16 protein-coding genes are annotated in these 22,531 nt (G+C 55.1%); 4 read left to right on the top strand and 12 right to left on the bottom strand.

Annotation, left to right across the window (positions count from 1 at the left end; all coding sequences use genetic code 11):
- Positions 1-384 precede the first annotated feature (384 nt).
- The 3 genes from Mal52_RS00080 to Mal52_RS00070 all read left to right on the top strand — a co-directional run bounded on the left by Mal52_RS00080 (position 385) and on the right by Mal52_RS00070 (position 6,423).
- Positions 385-2,193 (top strand): GTPase family protein, encoded by a 1,809-nt coding sequence (locus tag Mal52_RS00080; protein ID WP_145373590.1) that lies wholly within the window; start codon positions 385-387, stop codon positions 2,191-2,193.
- A 191-nt stretch (positions 2,194-2,384) separates the two neighbouring features.
- Positions 2,385-2,813, top strand: coding sequence for a VOC family protein (locus tag Mal52_RS00075; RefSeq protein ID WP_145373589.1), 429 nt, complete (start codon positions 2,385-2,387; stop codon positions 2,811-2,813).
- Between the two features lie 211 nt (positions 2,814-3,024).
- The gene (locus Mal52_RS00070) at positions 3,025-6,423 is read left to right on the top strand and encodes a hypothetical protein (RefSeq protein ID WP_145373588.1); all 3,399 of its coding nucleotides are present in this window, start codon (positions 3,025-3,027) and stop codon (positions 6,421-6,423) included.
- Positions 6,424-6,919: 496 nt separating this feature from the next.
- On the opposite strand, the gene Mal52_RS00065 is transcribed toward Mal52_RS00070, so the two are convergent.
- The 3 genes from Mal52_RS00065 to Mal52_RS00055 form a co-directional block, all read right to left on the bottom strand.
- On the bottom strand, positions 6,920-7,513 hold the full coding sequence (locus tag Mal52_RS00065) for a hypothetical protein (RefSeq protein WP_145373587.1): 594 nt from the start codon (positions 7,511-7,513) through the stop codon (positions 6,920-6,922).
- A 160-nt stretch (positions 7,514-7,673) separates the two neighbouring features.
- Positions 7,674-8,162 carry a tRNA adenosine(34) deaminase TadA gene (gene tadA, locus Mal52_RS00060; protein WP_231962016.1) on the bottom strand — a complete coding sequence of 163 codons (489 nt, stop codon included), beginning with the start codon at positions 8,160-8,162 and terminating at the stop codon, positions 7,674-7,676.
- 142 nt (positions 8,163-8,304) lie between these two features.
- On the bottom strand, positions 8,305-8,784 hold the full coding sequence (locus Mal52_RS00055; protein WP_197534565.1) for a metallophosphoesterase: 480 nt from the start codon (positions 8,782-8,784) through the stop codon (positions 8,305-8,307).
- A 394-nt stretch (positions 8,785-9,178) separates the two neighbouring features.
- Here Mal52_RS00055 and Mal52_RS00050 point away from each other — a divergent pair, with 394 nt between their 5' ends.
- Positions 9,179-10,867: a serine/threonine protein kinase gene (locus Mal52_RS00050; protein ID WP_145373585.1), complete on the top strand. Its 1,689-nt coding sequence runs from the start codon at positions 9,179-9,181 to the stop codon at positions 10,865-10,867.
- A gap of 73 nt (positions 10,868-10,940) precedes the next feature.
- On the opposite strand, the gene Mal52_RS00045 is transcribed toward Mal52_RS00050, so the two are convergent.
- The 9 genes from Mal52_RS00045 to Mal52_RS29515 form a co-directional block, all read right to left on the bottom strand.
- Entirely contained in the window at positions 10,941-11,576 is a 636-nt protein-coding gene (locus tag Mal52_RS00045; RefSeq protein ID WP_145373584.1) for a hypothetical protein, read from the bottom strand.
- A 322-nt stretch (positions 11,577-11,898) separates the two neighbouring features.
- Positions 11,899-13,038 carry an aminotransferase class V-fold PLP-dependent enzyme gene (locus Mal52_RS00040; protein WP_145373583.1) on the bottom strand — a complete coding sequence of 380 codons (1,140 nt, stop codon included), beginning with the start codon at positions 13,036-13,038 and terminating at the stop codon, positions 11,899-11,901.
- A gap of 119 nt (positions 13,039-13,157) precedes the next feature.
- Positions 13,158-14,432 (bottom strand): nickel-dependent lactate racemase family protein, encoded by a 1,275-nt coding sequence (locus Mal52_RS00035; RefSeq protein WP_145373582.1) that lies wholly within the window; start codon positions 14,430-14,432, stop codon positions 13,158-13,160.
- A 122-nt stretch (positions 14,433-14,554) separates the two neighbouring features.
- Positions 14,555-15,730, bottom strand: a complete 1,176-nt coding sequence (locus Mal52_RS00030) for a mandelate racemase/muconate lactonizing enzyme family protein (RefSeq protein WP_145373581.1) — start codon at positions 15,728-15,730, stop codon at positions 14,555-14,557.
- 84 nt (positions 15,731-15,814) lie between these two features.
- Positions 15,815-16,693 carry an NAD(P)-dependent oxidoreductase gene (locus Mal52_RS00025; RefSeq protein ID WP_145373580.1) on the bottom strand — a complete coding sequence of 293 codons (879 nt, stop codon included), beginning with the start codon at positions 16,691-16,693 and terminating at the stop codon, positions 15,815-15,817.
- A 356-nt stretch (positions 16,694-17,049) separates the two neighbouring features.
- Complete coding sequence (locus Mal52_RS00020) at positions 17,050-19,542, bottom strand: DNA gyrase subunit B (RefSeq protein ID WP_145373579.1); 2,493 nt, start codon at positions 19,540-19,542, stop codon at positions 17,050-17,052.
- 106 nt (positions 19,543-19,648) lie between these two features.
- Positions 19,649-19,966 carry a DciA family protein gene (locus tag Mal52_RS00015; protein ID WP_145373578.1) on the bottom strand — a complete coding sequence of 106 codons (318 nt, stop codon included), beginning with the start codon at positions 19,964-19,966 and terminating at the stop codon, positions 19,649-19,651.
- 5 nt (positions 19,967-19,971) lie between these two features.
- The gene (gene dnaN, locus Mal52_RS00010; protein WP_145373577.1) at positions 19,972-21,084 is read right to left on the bottom strand and encodes a DNA polymerase III subunit beta; all 1,113 of its coding nucleotides are present in this window, start codon (positions 21,082-21,084) and stop codon (positions 19,972-19,974) included.
- Between the two features lie 379 nt (positions 21,085-21,463).
- A complete protein-coding gene (locus Mal52_RS29515) occupies positions 21,464-22,480 on the bottom strand; it encodes a DnaA/Hda family protein (protein ID WP_197534564.1) in 1,017 nt (338 codons plus the stop codon).
- Positions 22,481-22,531 lie beyond the last annotated feature (51 nt).

The raw sequence follows: 22,531 nt of genomic DNA, 5'->3' as shown, positions 1-22,531 counted from the left end.
TTTTTTCGGTTGCCGCCAACGGAAATGACGTGCGAGAGCCTGCAAATAGACCGGTTTTTGACGGGGGAGAGACGGGCGGAGCGTACCACGAAGCCGCCCGCGCTCAAAGTGCAGTCTGGATGGCAAAAGCGGTACAAACCACGAACAAAAACAAGATTGCCGACCACCGGAATCGAAATATCGCTTCTTGCTACAAGTCTTTGTTATGATTAGCCTTGCAACATCAACAGTCGGCGAGAACTCGAAAATGGATCTATCTCATTTTTCGGCCAGCACTTAAGATCCCCGGTGTCAGCAACGAATTAACAAGGTACAATCAGGTGCGGCAATTGCCTGATCGCAATTTGCCTCCCCGAAAGTTGCCCAAGAGGACGCATTCACCCAATGACCGCTCCGGAACTTGCCCAACTCGAAATGCTCGCGCAGGTCGATGAACTTGTCGCCAAACTCAACGAGTGGGTCGAGCCGGAAATCGGTTGGGAACCGCTGCGACAATCGCAGGCACTGGTTCGCCGCTTGTTACGACGGATCGAAGGCTTGCGCGTCCGTTTGGAATCGCCACTGGTCGTCGCCACGTTCGGTGGCACGGGAACCGGCAAGAGCGCGCTGGTCAATGCGCTCGTCGGCCGCGAAATCTCACCCAGTGCCCGCCAACGGCCAACCACCATTCGCCCGATGTTGCTCGTCCATTCCCAAACCGACGTCGAGATGCTCGGCCTGCCGTTAGACAAACTCGATGTTGTCCAATGCGATACCCCGGTGCTCCGCGATATCGCCGTCATCGATTGCCCCGACCCCGATACCAGCGAAGCGGCCAACGCCGGCAGCAACTTGGAACAACTGCATCAACTGCTGCCGCACTGCGACGTGTTGATTTACACGTCGACGCAACAAAAGTATCGCTCCGCCCGCGTCGTCGACGAACTCGGCCAAGCCGCCACCGGTTGTCGATTGTTGTTTGTGCAAACGCATGCGGACGTCGACGAAGACATTCGCAACGATTGGATTTCACAACTCGACGGCCGGTACGAAGTCCCCGATGTGTTCTTTGTCGATTCGTTGCGGGCCTTACGAGAACAACAAGCAGGGCAACGCCCCTCAGGTGATTTCGGCCGGTTGCAGGACCTGCTCACCACACAACTCGCAGCCTCGCAACGGACATTGATCCGCCGCGCCAATCTGGTGGACCTCGTACAGTCGGCGCTCGATCATTGCCAGAAAAACATTGTCGCCCATCAACCACAACTTCAGGAACTGGAAGAGATTCTCCAAGAGCAGCGGCACAAACTGATCGGCAAGATGTCGGACCAATTGTGCGACGAATTGCTCTCCAGCCGCAATCTGTGGGAGCGGCGGTTGATTTCGTCAGTGACGCAAAACTGGGGCATGAGCCCGTTTTCATCGGTGCTGCGGCTGTACAACGGCCTCGGCAATTTCATCGCTAGTTTTACATTGTTTCGCGCACGGTCCTCGGCGCAGGTGGCATTGATCGGTGCTGCGCAAGGCGTTCGTTGGTTAGCGGAAAAACGGAGCGAACACCGCGCAGAAAGCCGCTTAGAACGGTTGTCAACATTCGGCCTCGACGATTCCGCTCTCCGCGAGTCACAGGTCGTGATCAACGGCTATGTCCAATCCGCAAAACTCGATCCCGAACTCGCCCAACCCGGCAATTTGGATTCGCTTCGTAACGAAGCAGCGCGGCTCGAGGATCAATTCCTCGGGGACGCCACGACACGTGTCGATCAACTCATCGACCGGTTAGCAGACAAGCACTCCGGGTTTTTTGTGCGTTGGTGGTACGAATTGTTGTTGATGTCGATGGTCGGTTACATTCTGTTTTGGCCGGCCCGCAATTTCTTTTACGACATGCCGGTCAATGATGCTCCACCCAAGTCGATGGACTATTACGTCACCGCGGCGATCTTTTTGGTGCTCTGGTCCGGCACGTTGGTGATGCTCTTCACCCGCCGTTTGCGCAAGGGGCTGAATCGCGAAATCACCGAGTTAGCCCAATCCCTGGCACAAAGCAAAATCGCCACCGGATTGTTCCCCGATCTCGAATCGACCTGCGCAGCAATCGAAACGCACACCGAACGGCTGGAAGTCCTTTCGTCCACAACGAAGTCGTTAAGGCGACACATCGCCACACCAGCGGGACTGGGAGCAGCGGTACCGGTGGAAGTTGAGCCTTAGCGGTAATGGTTCGTCAGGTGGCCGACCTGTGGTTGATACGGGTGAAGGAAGAGTGGTCGGTGGCTAGGAAATAGTAGGCAGTAGACAGAGGGCAGTAGGCAGACGACGGAGTGGTTGCTGGTTCGTAAGACCCAAACCGACGGCTTTGCCGTCGTTTTCGGTGATCCATGTTCTAACGGGAAGAAATGCAGATGGAACCTCGTGTGAGTCTCATCACGCTCGGCGTCAATGACCTCGATGCATCGCTGAAGTTTTATCGCGATGGGCTGGGGTTTCCCACGAGCTACACGGCCGATCAAGGGGTGATTTTCTTTCGAACCGGTGGCACCTGCTTGGGACTTTATCCGTTAGACAAATTGGCCAAGGACGTTTCGCCCGATCTTGTGCCGGAGCGGGGTCAGTTCTCCGGCATCACGTTGGCGCACAACGTGCGTGAAAAATCAGAGGTTGATCAGGTGCTCGAGCAAGCAGTAGCAGCAGGCGCTACGATTGAAAAGCCGGCGGCGGATACCTTTTGGGGTGGGTATTCGGGCTATTTCAGTGACCTCGACGGCCATCTGTGGGAAGTCGCCTGGGGAGCATTTGAATTCCGCGATGATGGCAGTTTGATCATTCCCTAAATGCATTGCCGGCGACATTTGAAAAAAAGTGCTTGATTCCAGGGGCCATCCATAGTCCACTGGACAGAGTTGTTCGTCTCGTCGGTTTCCATCCAATGGCTTCGGCCATTCGCAATCGGCAACGAACTCATCTGATTTCGATCGTTTCGACGACGCAGGCAGCGTTCGTTACGGTCCTCACGCTGAATTTGTATCGTGAGGTCCTGCCCCGATGTCTGATAAACCGTCGACGTCTTTGGTCGTTCCCAGCACGATTGCCATCGTGATGGTTATCTATGGCTACGTGACGTTCACACCCGAACTCAAGACCGCCCGTCCCCCCGCTGCCGATACGACTGGGTTTCCCGCACCCCCGACTTTAAAGGGCATTCAAGCAGTCGACGCGCGACTGTGGGAAGATCCGCTGTCGGTGATTTATGAAACTCAGCAGAAGACCGATCCTTGTGCGCCGGCCGATTCTCCATGCGACGGTTCACCCGAGTTGTTGCGGAAATACTTGCGCGACGCGGTCCAAGAAGAGTTTCCCAAAGAGATGCGGACCGCCTTGGCGACGCAGGATTGCGAAGGTCCCGCCAAGTCCGTCGCCAACCTAGTGGTTTTGCCCGTGTTAATACCGGGCGACCGTTATGGCGATGACCGGGAACGTCGAATGCGAATTCGGTATTCCGTGGTGTCGGGTTTGTCGTTGAGTGATTATCGCCCGAAGTTACACAAACGGCTCAGTTATGTCCGACTACCGATTCAAGTCGACAGTCTCGGTGCAGCTAAGACGGAGGAAGTCGCATTTAGGATTCCGATTGAGTTATACGTCGGTAATCTTGCCAACGGCCTTTTCGAGGATAACAAACCGACCGAGACCACCTGCCCGGATGTGGTCGACGGTTCAAGCGGCTGCACGTGTCAATCGGGACGCAATCTTTGCGACCGCGAATCAATGACGATTCCCAAAACCCCGGTGTTGGTCTGTTGGATCGACGAACGACAACTCGGCGTCCGGCCGTTGGCCACGATTGCTCAAATCCTGGATCAATCACTTTCGCCCGATCCGAATGAGGATAAGGACAAAAAAATCCATGCGCACGTGCGCATTTTGGGTCCCTCCACATCCGACGTCTTGCTCGATATGGCGTACGAAAATGACAACCCGAACTGCTTCAGCAAAAATCCAACGGCCCAAAATACAGCCGCCTTGAATGCGTCAGGCAAAGCCAAGTCTTTGCCTTGCGGCTATTTGGGCGATCGGAAATACCTAGTCGACAATGTCCGCATCTATTCACCGATGGCCACGATCGCGCACCAATACTTGCGCAATACCGATCCCCCCAATACAGAAGGTGCGCTCACCGCCTTTACGGACGGAACTGAGACCGCCTCAGGGGTAATCGTCTTCCGCACAATTGGTACCGACGTGCATCTGGCCGAAGCAGTCAAGCATGAACTGCAACTCCGCAACACCTGGCCACCAGACGGGGCAAGTGAGAACGACTGCCACGTTGTGCTGATTGCCGAACGGGACACACAATATGGCCGCGCGATCATCGATAATTATAGCGCCATTTTTGGGACCAACCCAGACGGCAGCACCAGCCTGACAACCGTGGCTTACCTCCGCGGGTTAGACGGTGAAACACACAACCAAAAAGCAAATGCCGAAGCTTCGAATGACAAGCAACGACATGAACTGGATCACGGTGGCCGACCGGTCTACGACACAATCGAACCGGAAGGAAAATCGCAATACGACTATCTCGATCGCTTGAAACGGCATCTCACCGAAGTGGACCAACAATTGCGGGACAGCGGCAAGCGGGGTATCACCGCCATCGGCGTTGTGGGCAGCGACGTGTTTGACAAATTGTTGATCTTGCGTGCGATACGCAAGAACTTTCCAAATTCCCATTTTTTCACCACCGATCTCGACGCAAACTTTTGGAGAAAAACGGAGTATCCTACGACCCGTAATGTGATCGTCGCGTCGCACTTCGGTTTGACGCTGCACTCCGACCTACAGCGAGACGTGCCGCCGTTTCGCAACAGCTATCAAACCTCTTATTTCCTGGCCACGTTGCTGGCAACCGATGACCGGCGGGCTGTTGGACTCTTAACGGCCCCCAATTTTCCGGCCGATCGTTTCGTCGGCGCCCCACGTTATCTCTGGGAACCGGGCGATACATTTCAGCCGCTGCAACCATTGCTGTTTGAAATCGGTCGCCACGGTCCCTATCAATTGACAACCACCGGAGGCGACATTTCACCGGCTGCCAAAAATAAAAAACAATGGGACAAAATCTTTTCCAGCTGGAAAGAAAAGCCACAGGGCAGCCTTTCAGCAAAATTCCATCCCCCCAGCCCCCGCGAGTCGCTCACCCTGGACCGACTGTTCAACAAATCAGCAAAGCTCATCACCTCGGCGATTCTGTTTGCCATTCTGGTCGCGATCGTGGTGCCCCCCAAACTCAACGTCCGTAAGGACATCGCGCAGACTGCGCGGGCTGTGAGAAGCGGTGTTGCCGACCTTTGGACGACCGGGTGGACAATGCTCCTGAGTCACTTCGGAATTCACATCCCGCTTCGTCTCACCACAGAGACTGGTGATACGGCCGAGGAAAAGGTTCCACGATCGATCTGGATCTACATGGTCAGCGCCATTTTGATTCTCAGTGCGGTCATTGGTGTCGTGCTACTCATCACGCACCAGCATCGCGCTGCCGACGGTGAACCATTTGACCTATTCGAAGGGATCAGCATCTGGCCATCGACAATTTTGCTCGCTCTCTCGGCATTGACCAGCGGATATCTGCTGATTCGTTCCTACCTAAAGCTCAAAGAAAACAGCCACAACCTAAAATCAGACCTCGAAGAGGACCTGATGAAATCGTTTCAAGAGTTTCAGTTCGATTCGCTGCCCACTTTTCATGCGTTGCGGAGCAGCGCTGTTGGTTCCGCGATCCTGTCCTGTTTGTTTTTTGTGGCCATACTACTGTTGCTCGGATCGAAATCATGGCCCTTTCTCCCTTATCGCGGTCCAGTTGCCGGATGGGTTGCGTGGTTGTGTCTACTGGCTGCCTACGCAATGTTAATCTGGTTGACGCAGTTCGTTTTGATCCACGTGCGACGTTGCCGGAAAACCATCAAAGAGATTGATAAGCTGCAGAGCACCGGAGACAACGTCGTCGGGTTTCGCAAGTTGATAGAACTGATCGCGCGCAGAACCGACGAAGTCGGTAAGACACTGCAATATCCGTTTATCATTTTGTTGGTGATGTATATTGCGCAACTCGGCACATTCGATGATTGGCGAATTAACGTACCGATCATCGTTCTGTGGGCTGTCCTCTTAGTGACGTTGTTTTGGGCAGCGCTGTACATGCGACGCGACGCACAAATCATACGACGAAAGTTCGTTCGCATCCTCACCGACTATCAAGCTTATCCCCCAACAGGCGTTTCAAAATCCAACACCAACTACAAGGATATCGTTGCGGCGCTCAATAGCGAGGACCGCGGTGCGTACCGTGCGTGGACAGAGGACTATCTCCTCCGAGCACTGGCAATTCCGCTCAGCGGCAGCGGCGGCTTGCTTCTGTTGCAACAGTGGCTTTTGAAGTAGCCACCCCGGTCGCAATCCAGTTGCTCGACATCGTTCTCGCGCGCATCTCTTCGCCCAATCCTACCTCCCTCTCCCTCTGGGAGAGGGCCGGGGTGAGGGTTTTCGCACAACCACTGTCGAGCATCTCCACATCGCGATGTGACAATCTGACCTCCTACGCGAGAAAGGTGCGTCGCAACGCACCCGACACCGGGTCGCCGCGAGAACTCCGCTATCGGGACGAGCGTAGCCCGCAAGAAGCCGCCATTTCCGCGTTCTGAAACGAGTAGAGTCGCGTCGGCAGGGACAGCTGAAACTGCTGCGTCTTGTGCCTACGGCACACCGATTGCCGTTGGCAATCGTTGCCACCCGATGAGTGTTACCCCACGGCGAAATGCACTTGATTGCTATGAAAGATTGCCGGGAGGAATGTATCTGCACAAAAAAACCGCGCGTCCTCTCAGGAGAACGCGCGGCGAGTTCTTAATCGATCTATAGACGGCTGTAACGCGGACGATTACTCTGGTGCTGGTTTGTCGTCGTGATCGTCATGGTCATGATCGTCGTGCCCCTCTTCGCCATGATCATGGTCGTCATGCGCGTGTCCGTGATCATGATCGTGATGGCCCAACTCAATGGGGGCGCTGAACTGCTGTTCGCCAACGGTGAATCGCAGCTGCGGCTTAGAACCTTCCTCTTCGATCTCATGCAACAGCTCTTCACTCTCCAACGTGAACCGTGAGGAGGCTCCCTCTTCGCCATCCAGCGGCTTGGCTGCCAGCGCGAATTGCATCGGCTTGCCGTCGGCGACCAGATTGATCATCAACGATTCGGCTTCGATCGGCGACGCCTTTGTCGCGCTGCCATCCAAGATATAGACGGTCACGCTGTGGGTCGCTTCATCGTGCGTCAACTCGGCATGATATTGTTCGTCGCCCAATTCAATGATATGCCCACCATGCGGACCCTCGTGGCCATGATCATGCTGGCCTTCGGTGTTGGTGGGAACGTCGGGGTGTTCGATATCCGGTTCCCCGGAACAACCGGCCATGGTAAACATGCCAATGGCGACTGCGGAAAACAGAACAGAAAGGCGTTGTAACTTCATCATCAATTCACTCCATTTATTTTATAGATGGGCACGCTCGGTCAATCCGCTGCACGATCGCGCAGCTGCGCCGGAAATTATAACGCTCCACGTACCGAATCATAGACTACCGCCACGGAAACCGCCTCGATGAGGGACTTTTCCACGATTCAGCTGAACGGGATTATTTCTTGCCCAGCGCCCGCTGTTCAGCAAAGAACTGTCTCAATAGGTCCCGGCACTCCTCCATAAGAATGCCCCCCACGATCGTCGACTGGTGATTCAACCGTGGGTCACTGGTGATCGTATACAGCGACTGGCAGGCCCCTGCTTTGGGATCGGTCGTCCCGTACGTCACCGCCGGTATCCGTGCCTGCACAATCGCTCCGGCGCACATCGGGCAGGGTTCGAGCGTGACATAGAGCACGCAATCCAGCAGCCGCCACGATTCCAACGCCTCAGCCGCCTGGGTGATGGCGATCATCTCCGCATGCGCGGTGGGATCATTCAGCGCTTCGCGTTGATTGTGTGCCTCGGCAATAATCCGCCCGCCATGCACAATCACCGCCCCGACCGGAACTTCCCCCTCCTCATAGGCCGCACGCGCCTGATCCAATGCTTTGGCCATGTAGATCTTATGATCATCAAGCGGATTGTCGGGAGGACTGATCAACGGTCGGTCTCAGCAAATCGTGTGGAAGGAGGGGTTCAGGCAATCAACTGCTCAATTCGGTTGTACCACACCGGCGACAACCAGAACATACAGGCGACTCGTTTTTTGACCATGGTCCACCACAACCAATTACCCTGCCCGTCTACGCCTCCAAACGAATGATCTCCGCCTTCAGGCTGTCGGTGTCGAGCGTAGCAACTGTCGATTCCCCGCGGACCCATCCACAGTTTTCACCCGGATTGAGGTACAATGTGCCGTTGCGGTGCTCGTTGACGACCTCGTGCGTATGCCCGAACAGAATCACATCCACATCGTCGACCGGCGGATGCTCGTCGTCGGGGGGATAGTGGTCGACGCTGATCCGTTTCCCTTTGCATTCGACAAGCAGCGGACCATCGACAATTTGCGGCAACACCGATTTCAGTCCGCGCCGCTCCCCATCGTTATTCCCATAAACCACATGCAACGGGCCTTGCCAACTCGCCAAAATCTTAGCGGCAAATGGCGCGATGATGTCTCCGGGATGAATCAACAACTCAGCCCCTTCTTTTCGCAACCGCTCCAGCCCAGCTTCCAGTCTCGGTAGGTGATCGTGCGAATCAGAAATGATGCCAATCAACATGCCCCGCATCTCCTTTGTCTATGCCTCGATTGATTGCGAAGTTCCATTCTCGAAAAACCGTTGATCACGTCAATGCAACTTGCACGTCGCATAAACAGTCACAATTGCGTTGTGCGTGAGGAAGATTGCACCGACCATCAATCCGGGAGGGCGAAGCTCCCGCTGAGCCACATCGGTACGCGCGACGCGGTTTCAACGATCGACCGACAAATGACACATTCAAGTCGCGCGGTGATCCCTGACTCAAAAACCAAAGCGACCAACGGGAGCGACCATAACAACCCGAGCGGAAGCTCGCACCAAGCGGCTAAGCCGCACGTCTAGGAATTGTTTTAGTATGGGAGTAGTATTGAATCGGCGCGCGACACAACCGGCGACAGATAGGCAGTGATTTATGTCGAATACAGATGCTCCCTCCGCAGACGATTCTCTCGACCCGGACGAGGAACTCCTCTTTGCCCGTCTGAATGCCTACAACGATGCGCTCAATCGCGGCGACTACCAACAGCAGGCGCAATTGAAACGGGACCACCCCGACTTGGTTGAGTTGCTCAAATGCCTCGAGGGATTGGATTCGTTAGCCCCTCCTGCGGACGATTCATCACAAACGCTGGTGTACTACGAACAGCAACACCTGCAGACCGACCCACCACCCGATAATCCCCTCAACGTCTCCGAGAGCGTTCAACTCCAAACCGGCTTTCCCCGCCCCTTCGGAAAATATGAACTCCAAGCGGAACTCGGCCGCGGCGGAATGGGCGTTGTTTACAAAGCTTGGCAAGCGGATCTTGGCCGAGCGGTGGCGCTGAAAATGATCCTCTCCAGCCATCTCGCTTCGCACGACGACGTGCACCGGTTTTATGAAGAAGCCAAAGCCGCCGGCGGACTGCGGCATTCGCACATCGTCGCCGTGCACGAAGTCGGACAGGTACACGGACAGCATTTCTTCGCCATGGATTTCGTCGAAGGTCCCAGTTTGGCCGAAGCTTTGACCAAGCGGATCTATGCTCCGGAAAAAGCAGCGGCGTTCATTGTCGCAGCTGCTCAGGCCATCGATTATCTGCATCAACATGGCATCGTGCACCGCGACCTGAAACCGGCAAACATTCTGATCGATCCCGAGGGCGAACCGATCGTCACCGACTTTGGATTAGCCAAAGTTTTCAACACCGAAGAAAACCTCACCCGCACCGGCACGATCGTCGGCACGCCCAGTTACATGGCGCCCGAACAAGCCGCCGGTCAAGCCTCATCGGTGACCGCCGCCAGCGATGTCTATAGCTTGGGCGCCATTCTCTACGAAATGCTCACCGGTCGACCGCCGTTTCAGGAACCCAACCCACTCGATACGTTGGTGCAGGTCCTCGAAGGAGAACCGACCTTGCCCACCAAGCTCAATCGCCACATCCCCCGCGATTTGGAACTGATCTGTCTGCGCTGCTTAGAAAAACGTCCCGAAAAACGCTATGCCTCTGCGAATGCGCTAGCTGACGACTTGGTCCGCTTTCTCAAACGCGAGCCGGTCGAAGCCCGGCCGGTGGGACTCGCCTACCAACTGCGCCGCTGGGCTCGTCGCGAACCGGCCTTGGTTTCGCGGCTGGGGGCGCTGTTGTTGACCATCCTCGTCGTGCAGGCCAAGTATTCTTACAACGGATACGATTGGAGCTTTCACCGTGACGTACTGGTGTTGCTCGGATTATGGGGCCTAACGGCGTTCATGTTTCAATGGATGCTCAACCAAGAACACCTCGCCAATTTCGCCCGCTTTGCGTGGTGCGCGACCGATGCCATTTTGCTGACGATCCTACTCGCCATCGTCGACCCACCCGTCGGACCGCTACTGATCGGTTATCCCATGATCATCGCCGCCGCCGGTTTGTTCTTCCGTGTGCGATTGGTCGTGTTCACCACGATCGTGACCATCATGGCCTTTGCCGTATTCGCTTGGCTGCGCCCGGAAGAAATCGCTCTCATCCACTACGGCATGATCTACGCCGCGGTCCTGGGGGTCATCGGTTTCGTCATCGCCCACCAAGTCTACCGCGTACGCGTTCTCAACCGATACTACGATTCACGACAATAGCGGAGAGAGAAAGAGTCCATAGGCTTTAGTCGGTAGACCTTAGGGAGAGCATTGGCTGGCTCGATCCCACAAGTTATTTCTTCGTCGCCGCCTGCTTTAGGCCCACCACGTAGTTCGCATAACTTTCCGAGAGTCGCTTCACCAACTGGTCGACGGTGTAAATATGCCCCGTCGGCTTGTTGAAATTGCGACCTTGTTTGATGTTGGAAAGCTGCCGGCCCAATGCCTTGCCGCCGCGTGAGGTCACCATATACGAAAACATCTTGTAGCCATCGGGCCCGTTGAGCAAACCGCGAAATTCCCGCTTACTCAACGGCAACCGCAGAAACCGCTCCAACCGGTCATACGCCGCGGGTGTCTTCGACAGATCGGCCATGAAGACGCGGCCCTTCTTGGTGCGCAGTTGTCGGACCATGTAATCGTTGTCCGGCAAGACCTGAGCCAAAATCTCCTTCTGGTCGGTGACCACCCAGCCCATCGACTTCAACTTGCGAAACACTTCGCGAACCTCCGACTGCGAAATGATATCGCCATCGCGATATCCCCGCTTCTGACCGAAATATTTCTCAATGCCTTTGGAAAACACCGAATACTTCGGGAAATCTTTGACCCCATCCGCTTTACGATCCGCCGCTGTCGTCGTGCCCAGACCTACGCAAAAATACGCCAGCAATGTGACGACCAACGTCCGCAGAACGACCCGACACATTGATTGTTTTCCGTTCAGCAAGCCCGCCATCACTTTTCTCCCACAACGACACACACAATTTTCCGAGACGAGAATCGCCCTCATAACCAGGGCGCGCAGCGGCACCGCCCGCTGCATCTTTTATCGGCGTGACATCTACGAAATTGGCCAGAAATTCAGTCTGAAACGCTGCTGATTCGGCATTCTTTCGCGGCTGCCACTCACAACTATAGCCCACGCATTCCTGCGGCACGTATCAAACAATTTTGTCTGCTCGTGCGGATGATAGGGACCACAAGCAATGCAGCGGTCGCAACTATTTTGCGGCGGCGAAACACGTCCGTTACGACGTTGCTTCCAAAGCTGCGCAGAGCTGCGCGATATCATCCGCGTTGGTGTACGCATGCGGACTGACCCGCAGATGGCCGCCGCGCGTGTTGAGGATCACACCCTGCTCTCGGCAGCGGCGCTGAATCTCGACGGGCGGCTCCGTTGTCGGCCAATCAAAAGCAACGATGCCCGAACGACGAAGCGGTTCGCGGCAACTGACAATCGTCGCCCCGCGATGGGTGAGCGCATCGCAAAGCTGATTGCCGATCTCGTCAATACGCTCGGCAATCGCAGCAGCGCCATATTCGCTCAACAGCGCGAGCGATGCACCGAGCGCCGCGATGCCCGGCATGTTGTACGAACCCCCTTCATACCGCCCGGCGGTCTCCTTCAAGTCCAAACGACTGTCGCTGAACTCCCCCGCCTGTTTCACGCTGTTCCAACCCACGCCCAACGGCCGCAATTGTTCAAGATGCTCACGCCGCACATAGAAGACACCCGCCCCTTCGGGACCAAGCATCCATTTGTGCCCATCCGCTGCAAGGAAATCAACTGGAGTCTGCGCGACATCCAACGGTTGCACACCCAGCGCTTGAATCGCATCGACGAACAACAAGGCCCCTTGCCCATGCGCCAATTCCACCAACGCATCCAGATCGTTGCGCCAACCGGTGGCATACCCCACCCAACTGACCGACACGATTCGCGTCCGTTCATCACACGCCGCTGCGACCGCTGCCAGATCCAATCGTTCCCTCTCCGTCTTCACTTGCCGCACTTCGACACCGCGATCGGCTAGGTTCAACCAGGGAAACAAGTTCGTGGGAAACTCACCCGCAGGGAGCACAACGTTGTCCCCTGCCCTCCACGGAAACCCTTCCGCAACAAGATTGATCCCTTCGGTCGTATTGTGAATCAGCGCAATCTCAGCCTGTTTGGCATTTAATAATTTGGCTGCAGTGCGGCGGACGCGCTCCACCTCTTTGCGCCACACACCCCAATTCGCATCCCCATTCTCCGCCAAATCCGCCGCCCACTCCTGCAGCGCCCTTTGCGCAGGCAAACTCAGCGGCGCTACGGCAGCATGGTCGAAGTACGCCCACTTCTGTGTCACCGGCATTTGCGAGCGCAGTTGTTCGTACCATTGTGGCATGAATTGATGACTCCCCTTCCGGCAGCAAACACTTCACCGGGTGCCACTGCTGGCTTGCCCAGCAGTGCAAAACGCGTCACCCGTGAAACAAAACCTCACAAGCTGCCAACGACACACCGTCACGCACCAACCGTCGGCAGCACATACGGACCTTGGGGAATCACCGCCACTTGAGCATCCGGCCCATATTCTGTGAGCGACGAGGCGACCGCTTCTTCAACCGTGGCGGCCGACTCGACAAACAAACCGTTGATCGTTTCGGCCGGCAAACCGTCGGTGACAAATTTGACTTTTGCTTTGCGGCGGACCTTGGCCAGTTCCTCGAGTTGCCATTGGTCCATCACAAAATACTCTTTACCTAAAATCCGTTCCATGAAGATCTCCAACGACGCATTGTCGTCGAACAGACTTTGGAATTCCGGACTACCGATCCCTTCGGTCAAACTGGCAGCAATCACAATCGTCCCCCCCTGTTTGACGATCGGTAACGCTCCGGTCAGCCCTTTAACCGCTTGATAAAACGTCGTATCTAGCGGATAACCCGCGCTGCAGGTGACGACCACATCCACCGCTTCGGGCAGCGGTGCTTTCACATGTTTTTCGATGAACGACACACCTGCCAGAAACGCCTCTTCCATGTCACCGGCCACCACCGACGTCACGCGACGCTCCTTATCGAGCGTGACATTCACGATGAAATCGCAGCCCGCCAATTTGGCGATCAACGTGTTCTCTTCGTGTACCGGATTGCCTTCCAGAAAACCCTGGTCCGCTTTGGGATGCTCCAAGAAATCCGGTCCGTGCCAAATCTTGACCGTTTCCAACGCAGCAATCCCGGGGCAAATCAATTTGCGACCCCCCGAATACCCGGCCATCAGATGCGGCTCGATCAATCCCGTGGTGATCTTCAATTCCGCTTCGATATACCGCGTATCAATCCAAGCCGGCACGCCCCGCTCGGTGGTTCCCAGATACGTATGTTCGTCGAGCACTTTACCGTGATGATTCTCGCAGCGGTAATTCTCCGCAACGTCCGCTCCGACCAATTCGACCAACTCGTCTCCTTCGTTGGGACGATGCAGCCCAGTCGCCACAAGAATCGTGATCCCCTCGCGCGGCACCCCCGCCTGTTCAATCGTCGAGAGCAACTCCGGCAGGATCTGTTTGTTCGGGACCGGCCGCGTAATGTCACATACGACAATACAGGCCGTCTGTTTCCCACGCGCCAACTCGGAGAGCGGCTGTGTGCCAGTCGGGTCCGCAATCGCCGCCCGAATCGCCGCTTGTGGATCAGCTAGCGGCTCCGCATCCTGGGTCTGCAACAGCCCCGCCACGCGGTCATCCGGCAATTCCACATCCAGCCCGGTCTTCCCATAATCGAGTTGCACACGCATCAGCAAACATCCCGTTCATATATATTGAAAAGGTTCTTCAAACCCATAGAGACAGTGAATAACACTTACGTAATTATACGCGCGCACGGTCACGAACGACCAGCATGCGACGATTGGGCCGACTACACCGTCCCCGCCACCAATGCCGCAAACTCCGGCATCAACTCCGCTTTTAGTTCCATTCCAATCCCCGGCAGGTCCGGCAATGTGACGTAACCGTTCTCGATCGGGCTGTCGTCGGCGAAACCGCCGAACGGTTGGAAGACTTCTGGATACGACTCGTTGCCCCCTAGTCCCATCCCTGCGGCGATGTGCAGTGCGAATTGGTGCCCCCCGTGAGGAATGCAACGACGACGGCTCCAGCCCTGCTCGGCCAACATCTCCAGCGTCCGCAGATATTCCACGAGGCCGTAACTCAGCACCGGATCGAATTGCAAAATATCGCGATCGGGCCGTAGTCCACCGTGCCGCATCAGATTGCGGGCATCGGCCATCGAAAACAAATTCTCACCCGTCGCCAACGGTCCCTCATACGCCGCTGCGACAGCAGCATGTCCCGCATAGTCCAATGGCCCGACCGGTTCTTCGTACCACTTGAGCCCCAACGGCGCCAGTGCCGCAGCATATTGCAAAGCCGTTTCGACATCAAAACGCGCATTCGCATCCACCGCCAAATGCTTCCCGTTGCCGACGACTTCCAAGGCGGCTTCGATGCGTCGCAAATCCTCGTCCAACGTAGCGCCGCCAATTTTCATCTTGCAGGCGTCATACCCCATGTCCAAATAACGCCGCAATTCTTCTTGAAGACCGCGACGATCCTTGCCGGGATAGTAGTATCCCCCCGCGGCATACACATAGACCCGCTCGTCCGCTTGTGAGTTGTTGTACCGCTCCGCCAACAGGCGATACAACGGCTGACCGGCGATCTTAGCGACCGCATCCCACAGCGCCATATCCACCGTGCCGACCGCCACGCATCGCTCGCCATGTCCGCCCGGTTTTTCATTCGCCAGCATCACCTGCTGTGCTTTGAAGGGGCAAATATTCGTTTGATCGTCCGTCAGCAATGCCTCGGCATCGGCCGCCAATAAGCGCGGAATGATCCGTTCGCGCAAGATCCCCCCTTGAGCATAACGACCGTTGGAATTGAAACCGTAGCCAATCACCGGCTGACCGTCGCGCACGACATCGGTCACCACAGCTACGCAAGATGTCGTCATCTGCGAAAAGTCGATCACGGAATTGCGAATCGACGACTTCATCGCCGCCGTCCGCTCCAAAACTTGGGTGATTCGCATCGTACGCATCCTGAAACGCAAAAAACCCACGGCGTAGCCGCGGGCGATTGTGATCTCTGCAAGTGGTGTCACCTGTTCATGACATCACGATTTATCATTCGGCGACGGATCATACACCTTGATGATCGCGCTGTTGTCTTCATCACCGTAACCGTCCACTTCCGCTTTCTTCAAAATCCGTTTGTGCATTTGCGTCAACGGCAGCTTCGCCCCATTTTTAACGCCGATATGCAACATCAAACGGACATCCTTGAGATGCTGCGACAACTTGGCTTGCGGCGTAAAATCGCCTTCAAGCATCTTGTCCCCCTTGGTATCCATCACCGTTGAATAGGCGGGACTCACGCGGAGGATCTTCAGCACCTCTTCGGGATCCAGCCCCAACGACTCGGCGAACTTCAGACCCTCGGCCAAGGCTGCGCGATTCAAACCCAGGACCATATTGACGGCCAGCTTCACTTCGGCACCCGTACCACAGGGACCGACGTAAAATTTTTCTCGCGCGAAGCAATCAAAGATCTCGCCGCATTCATCGAACGCTTTGCGCTCACCACCGGCAATGACAATCACGTCTCCCTCGCGAACCTGTGCGCTGGAACCACCGATTGTCGCATCCAAATAGCCGATGTTTTGGCTGGAAACCATCTTCGACAAACCAACCATTTTTTCAGGCAAGCCGGTGGTCGTGTCGATCAAGATCGTCGAGCTCCATGCCACAGGCAACATTTCCTTAATGACGTGCTTGACGACATCGGAATTTGGCAGGCATAACACGATCCGCGAGCATCCCATCGCCACATCGCGTGACGAACGGACCGGTTGCCCTCCCATTGCTTTCAATCGGTCACGAGCAGCCGGGTCCAGGTCATACCCCAGCAAAGAATAGCCAGCAGCTGCAAACCGCTCAGCGAGAGCAGTTCCCAACAATCCAAGTCCAACTATCCCAAGCCTTTTGACGCTCATCTGATCGTAAACAATTGGAAATAAAGCGGTTAAGTGAACGCAGCCAGATTCGTTTTAATGTCGCAACAGTCGCGATCGATGTGTGAACGCTGACTAGGAACGAATGGATCATCGCTAAATCGGCCGGTTTCATCAAGTATTCATCTTAATTGATGCAACGACCCATAAGCAATAAAGTTCTCCGATGATCCCAGAAAGCCTGAGTAGAAACCCTGGAACAACCCGCACCGAGCCACTACCCAAAAGCAGGAATCCTGCCCGATAAAAAGGCAAAAATCCGAGTTCGGTACCGAAATAAGACCAGCCTGTAGCCTGTCTGTGATCATTGAGACAGGTTCGGGACGGGGATCAGCACATCAAATATCCAGGTCGCGCACATCCAAGGCATGTTTTTCGATAAAATCGCGGCGAGGCTCCACGTGGTCCCCCATTAGCACCCGAAAAATCTCATCGGCAGCTGTAGCGTCCTCCATGGTGACCTGCAATAAGACGCGTCTGCTGGAATCCATGGCAGTTTCCCACAATTCTTCGGGGTCCATTTCGCCCAGACCTTTAAACCGCGTCAGTTTCAGACCTTTGCTTTTTTCGCCGATATCGCGGAGCGTTGGTAGCAATTCCCGCAAGCTCGCAACGTCGGTCTGTTTGTCATCATGCTCGACGTGGAACGGAAAGACAACGACGCCATCCTTGATCTCAGCCGGAACGAAGTCATCCAACTTCAGTCCAAAACCGGACAAGCTCGTCAACACACGATTGATCGTGCGCACCTCGTGCAAGTCGACCACTTGCAACGTCGTCTTGGCGACAGGTTGTTTCTCACCGTTTTCTTCACCAGGATCGGTCAGAGCTTCGTCGGCCACGTTCAACTCGCCGCCGATCTCCTCTTTGCACTTCGCTAAGAAGGCATCCACTTCCTCTTGGTCATTGAACCAATGTTGCTCGCGTCCCAAAAACAACCGGTAACGCGGTAACAATCCTTTATCAGTTTTGTGCTCAGCGGCCAAGTGCCGCAATGAAATTCCGCGTCGCTCCAACGTCTCCAGCGGTTCTTCGAGTTCAGCGATCATGCCCACGATCTCTGTCAAATGATCACCCGCGAAGACGGTTCCATCTGCGGCATGCAGCGTACTGCAATCCAAACCAAACGTGACCAACTCCTGCATCATTTGTTCTTGCGTTTGCACATAACGCTTTTTCTTTTTCTGCTCGACGCGATACAGCGGCGGCTGGGCGATATAGATACAGCCCGACTTGACCAACTCCCGCATGTGCCGAAAGATAAACGTCAGCAACAGCGTGCGAATGTGGCTGCCATCGACGTCGGCGTCGGTCATGATAATGATCTTGCCATACCGCCGCTTTTCGACATCCTCAAGTTCCGCACCGGGTGGTACACCGACCGCTTTAAAAATGTTTGAAATCTCAGCGTTGTCGAGAACCTTGACCAGCCGCGCTTTCTCCACGTTGAGGATTTTACCCCGTAGCGGCAAGATGGCCTGGGTGTTCGAGTCGCGGCCGGTGTCGGCCGAGCCGCCGGCCGAGTCACCTTCGACCAGGTACAATTCGCTGATCGCCAATTCCTTCGTCCGGCAATCTCGCAATTTCTCCGGCAGTCCTCCGGTCGTGAGCGCACCTTTACGACGAACCATTTCGCGTTGCTTGCGTGCTGCTTCCCGTGCTTCGGCCGCGAGCATTCCCTTTTGGCAGACCCGTTTGGCCGTTGAGGGGTTCTCTTCAAAGAACTTCATCAACGCATCGTTGGTCACAGTCGTGACGTAGCCTTCGACTTCGCTATTGCCCAGTTTTGTTTTCGTCTGTCCCTCGAATTGCGGATCGGGAACACGCACGGAAATGACAGCAGTCAATCCCTCGCGAAAGTCATCACCGCTGGGAGTCGTATCCTTAAACAGGTTCGCCTTTTTGCCGTAGGCATTGAGCGTACGCGTGAGCGCGCTTTTAAACCCGCTTAGGTGCGTCCCTCCTTCAATGGTATTGATGTTGTTGGTGTAGGTGCGAACGTTTTCAGAAAACCCATCGTTGTACTGCAGCGCAATCTCAACCTCGACCCCTTCGACTTCGCCATGAACTTCGATCACTTCGGAAAACAGTGGAGTCTCTGTGCGGTTGAGATGCTCGACAAATTGCACCAACCCCCCTTCATACAGGAATTCCTCCGACTGGTCGGTGCGATCGTCGGAAATTTGAATCCGGATGCCTTTGTTCAAAAATGCCAACTCCTGCATCCGTTTGTGCAAGGTGTCATAGTTGAAGTTCGACTCTTCAAAGATGGTCGTATCGGGCTTGAAGGTCAGCTTGGTGCCGGTTTTGTTGGTCGCCCCCAATTTTTTCAACGGCGTCGTCACTTCACCGCGGGCAAACTCCATCATCCACACAAAGCCTTCGCGGCGGACTTCCACTTCCAACCATTCGCTCAGCGCATTGACGGCCGTAATCCCCACGCCGTGCAATCCGCCGGTCCCGGTTTTGTAGCCGCTGTCGCGATCGAATTTCCCTCCGGCATGAATGTGCGTCAGCACCACCTCGACGGCCGGCCGATTGTCGACATCCGGCATCGGCCCCACCGGAATCCCACGACCGTCGTCCCGACACGTCACACTGCCGTCGGCGTTGATTTTGACAGAAATCTTCGAAGCATGTTTATTGACCGCTTCGTCGACGCTGTTGTCCACCACTTCGTAAACCAAATGGTGAAAGCCCCGCGTACCGGTGTCGCCGATATACATCGCCGGCCGTGTGCGAATCCCCTCGATTCCTTCCAGCGCACGAATCTGGGCTTCGCCGTATTCCGCTCCCCCTTGCGGGGCTGGTTTTTCTGATGCTTCACTCAATGTCTATTCTCCGTCCAAGCCAATGGACTCATTCTTGCCCGGACCGTCCGGCGGTCCCGAAAGGCATGCGAGGAATCGGTCGTGTGAACAGCTGTTATCCCGCCGTTCACTTGCCGATGCCGCCGTTGAGTCGAAACTTCAAGTCCTTGATGTTCAACTCCGGTTGTTGTTCACGCAGCGCTCTCAACAAACCAGGGCGACCAAATGAAACCAATTCGCTCAACAATGCGGAATTGGAAACTTCCACTTGCAAAGCGCCGCGATTAATTCCTGTGACCCGCGTCTGCTTGGCGACGTCCGCTCCGGCGACCTCCTCCCAAACAGTTCGCAATTGCGCTTGGCCCAATGTGCGCGCATAGCCACGACGCTGAATCAATTCACTCAAAGCCGCCGAGACATGCACCGGTCCATTTTGCGCTGCCATGATTTTTAACGATCCCTCGACAACGGCATGATGACGTAGATGTAACCGTCGTCCGTCTTCAATGCAGCCGCGCTTTCCCCGTCGGTCAGTTCCAACGTGATCTGTTTTTCCGGTTCCAACACCCGTAAAAATTCAGCCACAAAACGGGGATCGAATGTGATGCTGATTTCTGGACCGTCGTAACTGATCGGCACTTCCACGCGCGATTGCCCCACGGTTGAAGCCCGGCTGTCCAACGACAACAAACCTGGTGCAAAATTGAAATTGACCCCGCGACTCTCCTGGTCCGTCACGATCTGCGCCTGCCGCACAGCCGAATAAAACGGATCGACCACTAACTGCAATGAAACCTCTGATTGTTTCGGAATCACCGCATCGTACTTCGGAAAACGACCTTCGACGAGACGACTATAAATCGTGGATTGCCCGGAACGAATCAAAATGTCGTTGTCGCGAATGGCAATGTGCACTTCCTTGTCGTCATCCGAAAGCGAACGTTCGATCATCGACATCGCTTTCGCAGGAATGACCGGCGGACTTTCCGGTGAGGGCGGCTCCCCTTGGTAGCTGCAACTCGCCGACATCAATGCCAAGCGACGACTATCGGTCGCGACCAGTTTGATCGTATCGCCTTCGGTTTCAACCAGGATCCCACCCAAGGCATAACGTGTGCTCTCTGTATCGGTCGCAAAGATCGTTCGACGAATCATCTGTCGAATCGTCGCAGCTTCAACCACGATATAATTCTCAGCGTCGAATTCACTGATGGAAGGAAACTCAGCAGGATCTTCCAACGGCAATTCAAATTCGCTGTGCCCCGATTTGATGCGTACGGTGTCGCCGGTCGACTCCAACATCACCGTATCGTCGCGCAGCTCGCGCAAGATGGCGATGATCCGACTGGCCGGCAACAACAACTCGCCCGCTTCGGCCGTGTCGACATCTTGAATCACATAACGAATGCCAACTTCCTGGTCCGTTCCAATCAAGGCGATCGAATTTTCAAAGACTTCCAGCTTCACGTTCTTCAAAATCTCTTTGGGAGTTCTTGAAGGAACGACGCCGCTGACGGTCTGAAATGCGTTTGCGAGAATCGCGCAGTTACAAGTGAGTTTCATGCCGACACGGTTACCTGATAAAAACGATAGGTATCGGAAATTGGGAAGTCACAAATCGGACTCATTGCCCGACTTCATCTTGCCCACAATTTTTGCTCTGAAAGACGCCTTTTCTTTATAGCTAATTTAAAACTAGCAGTAGTAGTATTAAGGCGCCTATTTTGCTGTGGAAACTTTGGCAATCATTTTACGAAAGTGTATGATATGAAAACACTTAAAAAACGTCAACCAGCTGATGTCGCTGTTTAGAGATTGTTGAGAATTGGGTGAAAAATCGTGGAGAAAATGTCAACAACTGGCCAGTTATCGACGGTGACTCAGGCACTGAAATCAACACGCATTTTCACCACAATTTCACCGACAGTTCCTCAACAAGTTACTAACAATCTGGACCCGCAGAAGTGTCGAGAGCTTGGAGAATTTGGGTAATATGGCGACGTATTTCCGCGCTCTCCAACGCTCGTGATTTGATCCGACGACAGGCGTAGACGACCGTCGCATGATCCCGATTCCCAAAATAGCGGCCAATCTCCTCCAACCGCTTTTCCGTCAACTCACGCGATAAATACATCGCGCACTGCCGCGCTAATGCTGACTCCTGGTTGCGACTTCTGGAACGAAGCCGGCTGACGGAAATATCAAACTGCCGCGCCACAGCTCGAGTGATGTCCGATAAACCCAGGTCGGGCCGCTTCGCTTCATGCTGTAGGTAATTGCGGACAAACGGTGTGTCGATCCGGCAGCCTCCCAAACGCGCTGCTGCTTCGACCTGAATGATCGCTGCCCGCAGTTCCCGCGGCGAGACCGACAGTTCCGCCGCCAGCATCTCCGCCGCCGCGTCGGGGAGCGGAATCATTTCCACGCTGGCGAAATGCGCCAATAACTGTTTGCGACTTGAGAGACCGGGCAGTTGTATGGCTGCGCAGACACCGCCAATGCAGCGGTTGATCAATTTTTCGTTGCTGTTTTTGAGTTCGCTTGGGCTTTTTCGCGACGTGAACAAAATCTGCCCGCCCCGCCCGATGATGCGGTCCACTTGCGCCACTAATTGTTGCTGGCTTTCCGGGGAGCCTTCAAACGCCTGAAAATCCTCGATCACCAAACAGTTGATCGCTGCGAAGGATCGTTGAAATTGCGGAATGTTGTTGGCTTGGGCCGCTTCGATGAATTCGTCGATGAACTCAGCCGCATGCTTGAACATCACCGAGGGACGCCGGTCGGCGGAGCGAACCCGCTGCAGGAAATGCTGCGCCAGTTGCGTTTTCCCCACCCCCGAAGGCCCATAAATAAAGACGATCTGGGCGTTTTTGCTGTGCGGCGTTTTTGTAAGCGTTTCGACAGCCGTGAATGCCAATGCGTTCTCAGGCAAAACCAGCAGGTGCGAATCGACGCGCATTGGCCTCGAAACGATTCGACCAGTTTCGGCTTTTGCAGGGCTGACGCTCAT

It is taken from the genome of Symmachiella dynata, from assembly GCF_007747995.1.
Lineage (GTDB): Bacteria > Planctomycetota > Planctomycetia > Planctomycetales > Planctomycetaceae > Symmachiella > Symmachiella dynata.
Note: the sequence above shows the minus strand (reverse complement) of the source record. Positions and strands in the feature narration are given on the sequence as shown.

Coding starts and splice junctions, on each gene's coding strand:
- Mal52_RS00080 (WP_145373590.1), top strand. CDS start 385: ATGACCGCTCCGGAACTTGCCCAACTCGAAATGCTCGCGCAGGTCGAT.
- Mal52_RS00075 (WP_145373589.1), top strand. CDS start 2,385: ATGGAACCTCGTGTGAGTCTCATCACGCTCGGCGTCAATGACCTCGAT.
- Mal52_RS00070 (WP_145373588.1), top strand. CDS start 3,025: ATGTCTGATAAACCGTCGACGTCTTTGGTCGTTCCCAGCACGATTGCC.
- Mal52_RS00065 (WP_145373587.1), bottom strand. CDS start 7,513: ATGATGAAGTTACAACGCCTTTCTGTTCTGTTTTCCGCAGTCGCCATT.
- Mal52_RS00055 (WP_197534565.1), bottom strand. CDS start 8,784: ATGTTGATTGGCATCATTTCTGATTCGCACGATCACCTACCGAGACTG.
- Mal52_RS00050 (WP_145373585.1), top strand. CDS start 9,179: ATGTCGAATACAGATGCTCCCTCCGCAGACGATTCTCTCGACCCGGAC.
- Mal52_RS00045 (WP_145373584.1), bottom strand. CDS start 11,576: ATGTGTCGGGTCGTTCTGCGGACGTTGGTCGTCACATTGCTGGCGTAT.
- Mal52_RS00040 (WP_145373583.1), bottom strand. CDS start 13,038: ATGCCACAATGGTACGAACAACTGCGCTCGCAAATGCCGGTGACACAG.
- Mal52_RS00035 (WP_145373582.1), bottom strand. CDS start 14,432: ATGCGTGTGCAACTCGATTATGGGAAGACCGGGCTGGATGTGGAATTG.
- Mal52_RS00030 (WP_145373581.1), bottom strand. CDS start 15,730: ATGCGAATCACCCAAGTTTTGGAGCGGACGGCGGCGATGAAGTCGTCG.
- Mal52_RS00025 (WP_145373580.1), bottom strand. CDS start 16,693: ATGAGCGTCAAAAGGCTTGGGATAGTTGGACTTGGATTGTTGGGAACT.
- Mal52_RS00015 (WP_145373578.1), bottom strand. CDS start 19,966: ATGGCAGCGCAAAATGGACCGGTGCATGTCTCGGCGGCTTTGAGTGAA.
- dnaN (WP_145373577.1), bottom strand. CDS start 21,084: ATGAAACTCACTTGTAACTGCGCGATTCTCGCAAACGCATTTCAGACC.
- Mal52_RS29515 (WP_197534564.1), bottom strand. CDS start 22,480: ATGCGCGTCGATTCGCACCTGCTGGTTTTGCCTGAGAACGCATTGGCA.